This is a genomic window from Bacillus cereus group sp. MG1 (assembly GCF_040460035.1).
GTDB lineage: Bacteria > Bacillota > Bacilli > Bacillales > Bacillaceae_G > Bacillus_A > Bacillus_A cereus.
Genome location: NZ_JARVGY010000002.1, coordinates 197,283 through 210,785, shown reverse-complemented (window position 1 = coordinate 210,785; position 13,503 = coordinate 197,283). Strand labels below are relative to the sequence as shown.

The window sequence follows — 13,503 nt, the reverse complement described above, 5'->3', positions numbered from 1 at the left end:
TTCACCCTTTATTATTCATATGTATAATATTTAAAACTCACAGCTAATAACATAATTCCTAAAATATAGATTGAAGAACTTGCAAGATATATTAAAATAGTTGTTTCTTTCATCATTACATCACTTACTATATTCAATGCATAAAATATTGGAAATGTCTTTGTGAATACTACAGGAAATAATCCATAAGTTACGCTAAAAAAAATCCAAATAACTGACAAGGACGCCGCAAGAATTCCCTTTTTTATAATCAAATGAAAAAGTAATTGAGAATATGGTATTGCTAAAGATAGAATTGTACAAAGCATCAACATTTTCAAAAAATAAAGTATAGATATTTCATATCCATTTATAAAAATATAGATACCCATAACTGAAAAATTTAAAATATTAAAGATTAAATAAAACAGTATAAACAATAAATTTTTAGCTACCAATAATTTAAATTTTGAAATTGGCTTTGTATAGATAATGGCCCAAGTACCATATTTATTTTCAGAAGAAATGATAAAATACCACATACAAGCAGAAAAAATGCTTAATGTTAGTGTATTAAAGTTTACTGTAATTGCTATAAGATTGGTAGATTGAAACATATCGGGATTATTCTTGTTAAAAATAAAATAACTTATACACAAAAAGCTTGATAATAATGAAAAAAACAAAGAAAATAACAATAATTTTCTCCCACCAATTTTCCTCATCTCACTATTCACACTTTTAAAGATAAATTGCATTATGATAGTAACTCCTTTTGTTTAGTTAAAGATAAAAATACTTCCTCTAATGTTAGCTTTTTAGGGCTAACTTCAAAAATATCTATATCATTTTCAATTAATATTCTGGTTAAATTAGGAACACTATTTTGATCTATCATTAGTTTGAATACCCCTTCTTTTTCTATGCTATAAGGTATATCCTTTGTATTTAAAATCCTTTCTGTGGCAGTAGTGTCATTAACATGAACAATATATTCTCTAGAAGTAATAATACTGTTTAAATTCCCTTCATAGAGTAAGTTACCCTTATGCAGTAATGCTATGTAATCTGCTATCATTTCGATTTCAGCTAAATTATGACTAGAAATAAATATTGTCTTCCCCTCATTTTTTACTAAATGAAGTAATAAGCGCCTTATCTCGTGTACTCCCTCTGGGTCTAATCCATTTGTCGGCTCATCAAGAATTAGTATTTTAGGATCATTAAGAATAGCAAAGGAAATACCTAGCCTTTGTTTCATTCCTAAAGAAAAATCTTTCACTTTTTTATCTTTTGCTTTATATATTCCTGTAATTTTTAATACTCTGTCTATTTCATCTAAAGGCTTATTAATCATTTTTTGTACATAGGCTAAATTTTCATATGCTGTCAAATTAGGATAGTAGGTAGGTGAATCAATAAAACAACCCACATTTTCAAATAATTCTTCTTTCCAATCTTTGATATCTTTATTATTAAATAATATCGTTCCTTTATCTAATGGAATTAATCCTAATAGCATTCGCATTGTTGTTGTTTTTCCTGCACCATTTGGTCCAATAAAAGCATATAAACTTCCTTCAGGAACAGATAAGTTTAAATCCCTTACAATGGATTGATTGTCAAAAGACTTTGTTAAATTTTTAGTTTGGATTGCTAATTTCATTTTGTTCCTCACTTTCTTATTCTCAAATAAAAGTAAGTATCTATTAAATTCTTGATCTATTAGATATTCTATTTACCCTTTACCTAATGTTTGCAATTTGGATTTAGAAAATATTTCTCGTTGTTTTAATTTTTTATCAGTAAGTTCATAAACTCTATCTACACGCTCTAAAATATTTTCATCATGAGTGATAATAATCTTAGTGGATGGTATGGCAAATATATTTTCAATAACAGCATTTGCCGTTTCCCTATCTAAATGGTTAGTTGGTTCATCCAAAATAAGAATCGGATATTCTTTCATGAACAATCGTAACATAGCCAACCTTTGTCTTTGGCCACCGGAGAAATTTGTTCCTCCCTCTGAGATTAAAATATCATTTATACTTTGAAATTGAATATAATTACTCAGATTCAATTTATCAATAGACTCCTGGATTTTTGAAGGATCATAATTTATATCAAAGTAAGATAAATTCTCAGATAAACTTCCTCTAAATAAAACTCCATCCTGAGTCATTAGTCCTACATTTTTTCTTAGTTCCTCACTGTTCCAATCTTTAATATCTCTATCGTCTATTAATATATTACCCTTATCGGGAGTATGCAATTTTAATAATAAGTTAGCTAAAGTGGACTTACCACTGCCACTTTCTCCAACAATAGCAATACTTTCGTTATTTTTAATGTTCAAACTTAAGTTTTCTATTATTTTTTTGTCATCAAAACTAAACGAAATATTATTAAATTGAATCGATCCTCTAAGAATGTTTACTTTAGTATCCGATCCATCTTTTTCTAGTTCCTCTTCCAAGATATCTAAAGTTCTTAATAAAAGTGGTTTAACTGAATTCCAATTTAAAATTGATCCTATAATTGTTGAAACCGGAGAAAATATAATACTAGATATAGCAATAAAGAAGAAAATATTACTTAAATCCCCTTCTCCTTTACTAAAATTATAAAATCCTACAGCAAGCATTATGATAATAAATATTGTTGATAGGGAACTATTAAATGATTCTAAAGCATTTTGTTTTAGCGCTCGTTTATGTACTGTATCTAAGTATTTATTATAATCTTTTTGCCATACAGATTTAATTCTAGAAAAAATCCCTGTAGCCTTTACATAATACATCGCTTTTAATGATTCATTAATTTTCCCTCTATGTTCTCCTAGGTAATACGTTTCGACTAAATTAGCATTATATATGAATTTCCCTAAGGAAATATTGATAAATAGGGAACTAGCAATAAAAAACATCAATATTAAAGTATAAAAAGTCTCAGTATATAATAGATACATCAATAATGGAATGATAACTACTATTGATATAATCATTTCAATTAGATCCTCTAAAATATATCCTCGTATTGATTCTAGGCTCATGATTCTTACATTTAAATCCCCTGCATGACGTGTAGTAATTTTTTCTATGGGGGTATTAAACATATGCTCAAAAACTTTTGTTGTACTTTTTCTATCAATTTCTTTCTGAAAGTTTACTTTTATAATAGAAGTTATAGATTTTATCCCTATAACAACGATTAAACTTCCCAAAATAATTAAAAGGTATCTTACATCCACTTCCTTTGAAGCATTCAAAATATCCATAAACTTTTTCAAAATAAAGGGGAAAGCAAGAATTGAGATTTGTGCTAACAATGCTAATAGTGCTAATAAAACAATCTGGCTAGGAGATACAAAATGATCAATATATCTAAGTAATATATGTTTTTCACGCCTTTTAGTATTTGGCTGTATATCTTTTTTGTTTTCTATTACTAGGATATAGTCACAGAACATTTCCTCAAAACTTCTTATATCAATTATCATCGGCCCTGCCTTAGGATCTACAATATAAAATTTATTTGCTTTAACCCTTTCAATAATTACAAAGTGATTAAAGCCCCAAAATGCTATCATCGGCTTTTGTATCCTTTGTAAATCAGTTATATTTTCTATCCTATATGCAGTTGCAGAAAGTCCATACGATTTACTAACTTTTTTAATATCCAACAAACTCCATGCCGATTTTTTATTGATAATTTTACTATTTCTAATTTCCGAAGCTTGTACTGCTGAACCATAATAATGCATAATCATTGCTAGACAACTAGGCCCACAATCAAAAGATGTCATTTGCGGTATAAATTTAATTTTCTTCCTTAACATATTTATCACCTATTCTAGGCATTAAAGTATAAAATGCTATTTAGTTTATTATCCTCTAACCTTTGTAAAAAATACAAAATACTTCCTAGCCCTGTAAATAATGCGATTTTATGAGGATTAAAATCTTCTATATCAAAATTATTCAAAAAGTTATTTGTTACTTTCATAACAATTTGTTTTTCATTGCGCTCGAGCATACCTCTATTTTCTAGCTCCAATAAAAAGTCTAGTTTCCCCATTAAACCATGACATAAACAATAATCACTATTTTCATGTAATGTACTTAAGATTTGTTTTTTAAAAAAAATTAAATCTGATTGTATATCCTCATTTTGATACGATTCTAAAATTTTAATTCTCGAGATTCCCATTCCACTAAATCCTTTACACCAGCTATCTGTATACTCATATTCACTCATACTCATTTTCTCACTTTTATGTATACCATGTATTACTCTATCGTACTTATTTGTTTTTAATATGCCTTTTAACTTATAAAATGCGAGAAGTTGTCCTGATAATCCATGAACAAACCCCTTTAATGAATCCTCTAAATTTAGAGTATCGTGAGCTTTCCAATATACAAATTCATTATGTGTTTGCATATTATTGACAATGTAGTCACCGAGATTTTCAGCCACTTTAAGCAATATTTTATAATTAGGATTAATTTGATAGAACTTAACTGCCGTTAAAATTAGACCAGCTGAACCCCCTAATATATCAAAATGCTTATCGCTATATTTACCTTTTTCAATATCAGAGTTGACATCCATAAATATTTGCAATATCAATCTTTCATCGATAGATGTTATATGTGGTAAATTTGTTAAATAGTAAGAAATAATTGCATTAACACCATTTACAAAACCATAATTATTTTTATTTTTGTTTAATATTTCTTGCAGGGCTTTTTGTTCAAGTTTATTTATAATTTCAATCTGATTAGGATCAGCATTATTTCTCAATAATGAACTTATTCCCAATAATCCATCATATATTCCACTATTCAAATGGTTTATCTCAAGCTCCCCTTGCCAATTTGTTTTTAATCCAATAAAATCTACAGCACCGTCTTTTGATATATAACTGCCATCAAGAATTTTCCCTGTAATTGCTTCCTTTATTTTATTTGTAGGTAAATTAGTTCGAAAATTAATTGTTTCCTTTACTGTATTCAGCTTATATAGATTGTCATTTTGATTAGAAAGGGATATTTCTATAATTTTTCTTTGTAATAAAAAGTCAGCATATGAAATTTTTTTAAATTTTGTTTCTAGATCTATTTCATTATTTGATAAACTTTCGCAAGACTCCCATTCATACTTATTAAAGAAATATGGAACATCATAGGATAATAGTGCCTCTATCTCTTTTTGAATAATATCTTTCCTAGTAGCCAAGTATATGTTTTTTTCAAGAATATTCCGCAAATATTTTATAGTCTTTAATTTATTCTCTAATAAATCCGGAACATTTAGTCTATCTAATAAAAGGGTATAGACTTTTGTATTTCGATATACTTTTCGATAATTCCATTTAGAAACACTATTTTTTAATATACACATATACTCCTCTTTGTTTTTTAAAACTGAGTTATATGCATTCTCAAAACCTTTAATAATATCATCTATATAATTATCATACTCGTATATATCATCGTTAAGAAACGGTAAATTCTGAACCGTATCTTCTACTATTGTCTCTTCTCTTATTTCAATTGGATTCGATGTAAATTCATTTTTTATTTTAATTGTTTTTACCAAAGACTTCATTACTCTCCCAATTGCACTGTAATCTCTTATTACCTCCCTACCTCCACTAAACCTTATAGGTAGCATTCTAGAATTTAATACTGAATTAGATAATATAAAACTACTGGTTTCTTCAGTAACACTTGGATTTAATGTACTTCCTAATGTCTCAAAATCAATTATGACTGGTGAGGATTGTTTAGCTATGATATTTTCATTATGTATGTCACTTCCATTAATCAAATACATTACCGAAAGCACTACACCTAAATTATAATAATAATCTTTAATTTGCTCATTAGATTCACATGATTCATGATTAATGTATTCCATATATCCATAATTTCTTTTATTAACTACTTGCGGAATAAAGATATCCGTATTTAAATCTTTATTCAGTTGATTAATTAAACTATGATATAGTATAGAATTTTTCAAATCGACTGGTTTTAAAATTACCTTATTATTAAATTTATCTTCTAAAAGAATTGTTCTCTTTCCATTATTATGGTAGTCACCTAGGTTAATAACTTTTTCTACATGCATAATATTAAAACCCGACATTTTATGAATTTCTTTTTGATCTTTTTCAAGAGCACCTTGCAACCAAATCATATAATTTATTTCATTTTCAATGATTGTAAAAATTTTTTCGTTTAATACGGGTAATATTTTAAAAAAATTCATATAAAATTTTTTAAAATGAAAGAAGTTCTTTGTAAAATACTTATATTCTTCATTGGTATCCATTCCTCTTAAAGCATTTTCTACCCTAAGTTTATTTATGTATACAATTAAGGATGGCCTTAATACTTGGTATAGTCTTTTTTCTAAATCAAACATTATCGATTCAGAAACCTTCTCAAAATTACCAAAAAAATCAATTTTATTTATTATCATATTTTTAAAGAATACTACATATGTTTGTATTATTTTTTGAAAGTTATAGTTTTCGTCATCCTTAATGACATCATTACATGAAAAACCCTCTAAAAAGATAACAAAATTTTTTTCTAGATATTCTTTTGTTACTAAAGAATGTGATCCATTATCTATTGTATTCAAAATTCCATGTGAATTATTTTTCATAATAACCTCTTCTTTTTATAGGTAGGAGAAACAGTTAGAAATTCATTCTCATTAAAGAGAGTAAGGCCTTTCGCCTTACTCTCTTTAACTATTAGTAGCATTTTTTACAAATTCTTTGTCCCATAATCGTGACACATGCTACAGGCACATTCCAAGGACAATCTTTAGTTAAAGTTTCAACCCAACCAGGTCCTGCTCCACCAACTAATTGTTCAATCTCTTCATCTTCTACGACTTGTAAATATTTTTCAGTTTCCATTTCAATACCTACCTTTTATTTTTTTGAAAATGATGTTATAAATTCAATAATTTACCACAACATTATCTAAAAACAATATACCATTAAATGTTAATAAAAAAAAGATATATTTATAGAAAAATAAAATAATAGGATATTTAACTATATTAATATAATTAAAGGAGACTCACTTACTATATCATTAAAATTTAAAGGCTATTTTCCAAGTTAATATTTTTAAAATTTTATAAATTTATTAATAATCAATGCTGTTTAATAATTTAAATAATTCTTCTAATACCTGAATAACGATTAAGAATATTAATTAAACTTGTAAAAAATAGATTTTCAGAAGATATAGCTCAAGAATATTTTACCATAAAATAGGATAATCAATTCTTTTTTTAATAGTATAATGCTTCGTCAGAAAATTTTAATCATGAATTGCAAAAAGCATGTTAAAAATAAAAAGATGAAATTGCAAGTATATTCACTTCACAATCCCATCTCTTCTAAAAATTGTATATCATCAACTCTCTTGATCCTCGCAATTCTACCAAATTAATAGCAACACATTATGTAGATATAGGTTTATACTATTCTACATTTAAATACATGTAATATTGCCTATACTTTGTTATTTTCATGTGAAACTAATTCACTATATATCTCTTTCTCTATATTTTTCAAGAGAATTTCCAACCTATTTTTTGTAGCTAGATTAAAATGTGGATTTAATTCTTTTATTATAAATTCAAGTATCTCAAAGCTTATGTAATCTCCTAATTCAAGTGAATATTGATCACCCAAGAAAGTTTTTAATTTTTTAGAGATCTCCACTTTATCTTTTTTGGTAATATTTACCCCATCCGATAACAAACCTCTCTTAGATTAGTCTTAAATACTAATTCAAAAAGTTTTTATAACATAATAAAAATATTTTGGAATTAATATAAATCATATAATGAAATTTTTACAAATAAATAAAAAATATACATCATAATCATTAAACAATATATTAAGCATCGTAAACATATATTGGCTCGTCATAAAGGCGTAAACATTTTGACCAATTTCCACATAACGTTTCCCATTCACCAGCAGGATATACTTCCGTACGCAATATATGAAGTGGTATACGTAAATTCAATAACCGACCACTAAGCGTCGTACGAGTAACTCCCGCTGGCATTAAAAACTTTGCTTCAATTACCTTTTTCAGTTCCATCAACGAGTATTCTGGATAACTCATCAATATTTCATTTGAATGAGGCCAGACCTCAGTATCATTTGAATGACGGCGTACCGTATACTCATGTTGATATAAGCTGACAATACGATGCCATATCTCTAAATGATTAAATAAATCGCTATTTAAATCCCTTGCATATAAAAAATGTACTTGTTTATTTGCTTCTGTAATTTTTGCAAGCAAACGTTTATTAGCAATAATCTTACCTGACCAAATTATTGTAGGTTCTTTCTTTAAATTATTTACCCATTCCCCCATTGGTAATAAATGATTCCAAGCACGAATTTTTATTTTTTCATCAGGTACTACCTGTACAGCAACGCGTTTACAACCTAATGCCATCATAGCCTTCATACGATGGGCACCATCAAGTAACAGATAATTACCATCACTAAGCTCAGATACTAAGGGAGGATTCCGTAAAACACCTTCGCTTTCCATTACACGACAAATTTGTTCCAATCTTTTGTGTTCATATGATTCATGAAAGCGAATTTGCTTGGGATGTAAGAGATCTAAGGCCGAAATAATTTCACTCATAAAAACAGCTCCTCAAATAATTACATAAATTCTAAGCTTATCAAATAACTAATTTTCTATAATGATTAGTCGTGTTTACCGATATTTAGCAGCTATTAGACAATTATTTCAAACTACGTTTAATAATTTTACTAGTCTTCTAATAAAACACCTATTTCCTTTTCCCTAGCCCTTTGATAGTAATAAGCAGCAATGGCTACATCAAAAATGGCCATACCCATTGGATTAAATAATATTGCTTTGTCATAAGGGAAGTTTTGCAGTGCTCCTCGGATTACAACGTCAGCAATTGATACTGTATCTTCTTTTTGTAAACCTCTTTCAAGGTGCATCCTTTCAACATCAGTTTTTTCACGACAGACTTCTTCCCAATTATCAACAACTAGGGATTTTGTATATTCTAAGATATCAGGCTTAAAATCACGAAGAGAAACATTGAGTAGTAGCGCTCCATCTTTAGGTTTCTTATCAATATAACCTTCTGCAGAAACAGTACAAGTAATAAAAATATCAGCATCATTATAGGCTTCTTCATAAGCATTAACCTTTTGAGTTTTAGAATAAATATCCTCAGGAATTAATTCGTCTTTAATTCCATTGATATCATATAGGTAAACACTTTCGATTTTATCGCCTAATAGGGCAGTTACCATCTTTAAATGCATCTGACCAATAGGTCCAAATCCAATAATTCCAACTTTAACATTATTTAAATCTCTTAACTTGGCAAACTCTCGAATCATTAACCCTGTTACAGAAGCTGTTCGTATTACACTGACCATTGCTGTATTAAGCGTCGCAAATGGTTTTCCAGTCATAGCATCATTTAATATAGTAACTGAATGAGCACGTTGAATACCTTTCTCAATATTCTTCGGAAAACTAGCTATCCATTTGATTCCTGAAACCTTAAATTCTCCTCCAATATAAGCTGGCATAGCAATAATTCTATTAGCCGGATCATCAAAACGTAAGTATGGCTTAATTGGCTGAGAAAAATCTTCTGCATCAAGACTTTGTACTGCCTTTGAAATGACATTTATTGTTTCTTCCCAATTAACACCCATTTCATTGATATGTTTAGTATTTAAATACATCATAATTGCTTCCTCATTTCTATATCATTTTTATAAAGAAACTAATTGGTCTTCTACTGATTTTTTTGTATTAAGCCATTCTACCCATTCTACGTTGTAAATAGTTGATGTGTAAGCTTGTCCATTATCAGGACACAAGAAAACAACATTAGGTGTATTTTGAACATCCCTATTTTCAAAATACTTTTGGATTGCATAATATGAAGTCCCTGATGATCCACCAGCAAATATTGCATGTTTATTAAATAGCTCATAACAACCTGCAACAGTATGGACCTCCGGTACAATCATTACATCATCAATCAATGCTTTTTTAACCATACCAGGTATCATACTGGCACCAATTCCTGGTATGTACCGTTTACGAGGCTTATCACCAAAAATAATGGACCCTTGACTATCTACCGCAATAATTTTAATATTAGGGAATTTTTCTTTTAATCGTGTAGATACCCCAGCGATAGTTCCTCCAGTACTCACTCCAATGAAGGCATAATCTAACTGTTTAAAATCATTAGATATTTCTTCACCAATTCCTTGATAATGGGCTTCAAAGTTATCAGCATTATTATATTGATTTGTCCAGTATGCATTAGGAATAGTATTTAAAAGTTCTTCCACCTTATTTAAACGCGTTAATAAATAGCCACCTGTTTCATCTCGTTCATCCACTTTAGCTACTTGATAGGAAGTTGCTCTCAAAAAATTCTCATAACTATCATTAATATTTGGATCAATAACTGGTATGAATTTCAGGCCGATATACCTACAAAGAGTAGCAAGAGCAACCGCAAAGTTACCAGATGAAGATTCGATAATTGTAGAATTTTCAGTCACTTCACCGCGACTTATTGCTGATTTTAAAATATGGTGAGCAGCACGCACTTTAACACTATTCATTAAATTGTGATATTCTAGTTTTGCATACAGATTAATCTTTTCATGCTCTAATTTAATCATAGGTGTGTTGCCGATTACCCTTTCTAAACTCTCTAATTTCTTGAGCATAATTTGCTTCCTTTCTTGGTTAAAATCTAAAAAAATAATTAAAGATAAATAGTTGTAAATGTTCTTTCGAATGTATTTCAAATAGAACTTATACCTGAAAGACAATAAATGCTAGATTCTTTAGTATCGATAAGCTAAGCACCATTCAAGTACTGCCATAGCACTATTTAGCTTGTTTTCGGCCTGGGTAAATACAATACTTTTCGGTCCATCAATAACTGTTGCTGCTACTTCTTCCCCCCGGTGTGCTGGGAGGTCATGCATGAAAGTAGCTTCCGGATATAAAGTCAAAATTCTCTCTGTCACTGCAAATGGATTAAAGGCATCTTTCCATAAAGGATCTATTTTGCTTGTCCCTGTTGTTTGCCACCTTGTTGTATATACAACATCCACTTCACTAGGTAACATTTTTATATCATGACATTCAATAACTTTAGCACCAGATAATCGTGCATATTCTTTTGATTTTTCAAGCACACTTGGAGACACTCCATAACCAGCAGGTGTAAAAAGATATAACTCCGTACCTGGAAAACGAGATAAAGAAAGAGCTAGAGCTGCAGCACTGTTATTACCTTCTCCCATATATAAAACCCGTAATCCAGCTATTTCACCAAATTTTTGTTTCATTGTTGTTAAGTCTGTTAGCGCTTGTGTTGGATGTTCTTCCGTACTCATTGCATTAATGACTGCCATACGACTTTGAGATGCCAGCTTTTCCATTTCCTTTTGACTATCTGCAGTTCTTGCTACTAGTGCATCCAGCATTCGCGAAAGTACTTGAGTAGTGTCTTCTATAGACTCCCCTGTATTTTCTTGCAAATCATTTGGACCATACGTTACAATTTGTGCACCCATCTTTAATGCTGCAACAGAAAATGCCGATCGAGTTCTAGTCGATGTTTTACGGAAGTAAATCCCAATTATATTTCCCGCTAATATTTGATTAGGTTGTGATTTACCTGTGGCAAACTCTACCCCACGAGTTACAATTTGGTTAATATCACTATCAGTAAGATCCTCAAGAGTAATTAAATGTTTTCGAATAGCCATTATTATATTACCTCCCTTTTGAATAATTGCATGTAACAAAAATGTATTTACATATGTATGTAAATAAAAACTACTAAACAGCTAAAGTAAAAATAATAGATTGGAAATATAATTCATGTGGATCCATTACCACACTTTTCTATAATTTTTTTTAAACTAATGTATAGCAGTTGATATATAGCCTATATGAACTCGAATACTATTTTTACTCAGAAATACTTACATATAATTCTATTGTTAGTCTATATTCCTATTTTTTATGATATAGCTCTGCTGAATATATTACACACTACAACACTAAAAATATACTCAAAATACAGAATTTTCAGCTTTCTCAATTCTTTCATCAATTTTCTGTCAATTCATACTCAAATTATCTTTTTTACTAATAATATACATACAATGTTGGCTGTTTCTTTTATAGCCCACTTCTAAAAAATCCACCCATTCAAAAATAACGTTTTCCGGATTGTCAGTTAAGATACAAATTACTGCTGCAGTCATTAAAGAGTCCTCTTTAAAAGAGATATACTCCTTCTACTGGCTCGCTATTTTTAGTTATGATAACCTCTTAATTGTTACAGCTATAACGCTAACAATTGTTATTGCAACCATTGATCTAAGTAAACAAACAATGAATGACATACTAATATATACACAAAGTAATCTATTAAGCGTAAAATGATTGCATCTCCAGCAAGTTTAATTACTTATTCAGATCTTTGCTTTTATAATTTTCAAAATTAAATTTCCGAAAATTTTCTTTCCTTAAGGAAATATCGATCATTTTAAACTATGTAAGAATGCTTATCTTCTATAAAGTAATTACACAAATCAACAAAGTCAATTTCAATTATTGATTCTGGAAAACTATCTAAAGAAGCACAACAAGAAAGCTTATAATCTTTACCAATAGTAAACTTTTTATAATAAACCTCATTAGATAGCATGTCACCATAAAATATTATATTTTTTTTAATAACAAAAGAGTTTAAAGGTATAGTTAGTCCTTTCCCTATCCATTTAACAAAGCTTTCTTTTATAGTCCATAATTCATAAAACACATCTAATTGTTGTTCTACATTTAATGAATTTAAATAATTAAATTCTTCCTCAGTAAATATATTTTTAATCATTGTAGTATCCATGGGCCGGACTTTTTCTACATCTATTCCTACTTCTTCCTCATGAATAGCTCCAACAACCCAACTTTCGGAATGCGATATATTAAAATGAAAATTATTTAACTCATCCACATAAGGCTTTCCGTATTCATTGTATTTATATTTAATATCTTTATTTTCTTTTGAGAAATTTGTAATAATTAAATATCTTATTATAATGTCTCCAATTAAGGCGCTATATTGGTCGGGCTTTCTTTTATATTTCTGTATTTTCATCTGCTTTTCTTTTGAGACCAAACTCATAAGTTTCTGCATAATGTTATGTTCTATATTTCCTGGCACACGTACCTTATATATATTCATTATTTCCTTCCCACCTAACTTCTTATATAAATATAAAAAACTCTCAATGAATAATTCCTATTTATTTTTGATTAGTAAAAAACATTTTCAGAGGATAATATTCTATTTTACATTCATATTTTCGACTTATTTTCTAACCTCTTTATGTCTATTATTGAATGGGCT

12 protein-coding genes are annotated in these 13,503 nt (G+C 28.9%); all 12 read right to left on the bottom strand.

The genetic code is table 11. The features are described from left to right. Positions 1-11: 11 nt before the first annotated feature. Positions 12-737, bottom strand: coding sequence for an ABC transporter permease (locus QCI79_RS28840; protein ID WP_021728630.1), 726 nt, complete (start codon positions 735-737; stop codon positions 12-14). Then, on the bottom strand, positions 737-1,645 hold the full coding sequence (locus QCI79_RS28835; RefSeq protein WP_021728629.1) for an ABC transporter ATP-binding protein: 909 nt from the start codon (positions 1,643-1,645) through the stop codon (positions 737-739). Before QCI79_RS28835 ends, QCI79_RS28840 begins: the two co-directional genes overlap by 1 nt. 72 nt (positions 1,646-1,717) lie before the next feature. Then, positions 1,718-3,820 (bottom strand): peptidase domain-containing ABC transporter, encoded by a 2,103-nt coding sequence (locus QCI79_RS28830; RefSeq protein WP_016090586.1) that lies wholly within the window; start codon positions 3,818-3,820, stop codon positions 1,718-1,720. Positions 3,821-3,834: 14 nt separating this feature from the next. After that, entirely contained in the window at positions 3,835-6,663 is a 2,829-nt protein-coding gene (gene lanM / locus QCI79_RS28825; protein ID WP_021728628.1) for a type 2 lanthipeptide synthetase LanM, read from the bottom strand. Positions 6,664-6,754: 91 nt separating this feature from the next. Then, positions 6,755-6,922 (bottom strand): type A2 lanthipeptide, encoded by a 168-nt coding sequence (locus QCI79_RS28820; RefSeq protein WP_016090584.1) that lies wholly within the window; start codon positions 6,920-6,922, stop codon positions 6,755-6,757. Positions 6,923-7,528: 606 nt separating this feature from the next. Continuing rightward, the gene (locus QCI79_RS28815; protein WP_000947505.1) at positions 7,529-7,780 is read right to left on the bottom strand and encodes a DUF2164 family protein; all 252 of its coding nucleotides are present in this window, start codon (positions 7,778-7,780) and stop codon (positions 7,529-7,531) included. A 139-nt stretch (positions 7,781-7,919) separates the two neighbouring features. Next, on the bottom strand, positions 7,920-8,693 hold the full coding sequence (locus QCI79_RS28810) for a ParB N-terminal domain-containing protein (RefSeq protein ID WP_001289608.1): 774 nt from the start codon (positions 8,691-8,693) through the stop codon (positions 7,920-7,922). A gap of 131 nt (positions 8,694-8,824) precedes the next feature. After that, the gene (sbnB, locus tag QCI79_RS28805; protein ID WP_021728937.1) at positions 8,825-9,793 is read right to left on the bottom strand and encodes a 2,3-diaminopropionate biosynthesis protein SbnB; all 969 of its coding nucleotides are present in this window, start codon (positions 9,791-9,793) and stop codon (positions 8,825-8,827) included. 27 nt (positions 9,794-9,820) lie between these two features. After that, positions 9,821-10,798, bottom strand: a complete 978-nt coding sequence (sbnA, locus tag QCI79_RS28800) for a 2,3-diaminopropionate biosynthesis protein SbnA (protein WP_000914207.1) — start codon at positions 10,796-10,798, stop codon at positions 9,821-9,823. 120 nt (positions 10,799-10,918) lie between these two features. Next, positions 10,919-11,851, bottom strand: a complete 933-nt coding sequence (locus QCI79_RS28795; RefSeq protein WP_001007708.1) for an ornithine carbamoyltransferase — start codon at positions 11,849-11,851, stop codon at positions 10,919-10,921. A 357-nt stretch (positions 11,852-12,208) separates the two neighbouring features. Continuing rightward, the gene (locus QCI79_RS28790; protein WP_000123021.1) at positions 12,209-12,355 is read right to left on the bottom strand and encodes a hypothetical protein; all 147 of its coding nucleotides are present in this window, start codon (positions 12,353-12,355) and stop codon (positions 12,209-12,211) included. 284 nt (positions 12,356-12,639) lie between these two features. Next, positions 12,640-13,338, bottom strand: a complete 699-nt coding sequence (locus tag QCI79_RS28785) for a 4'-phosphopantetheinyl transferase family protein (protein ID WP_021728626.1) — start codon at positions 13,336-13,338, stop codon at positions 12,640-12,642. Positions 13,339-13,503 lie beyond the last annotated feature (165 nt).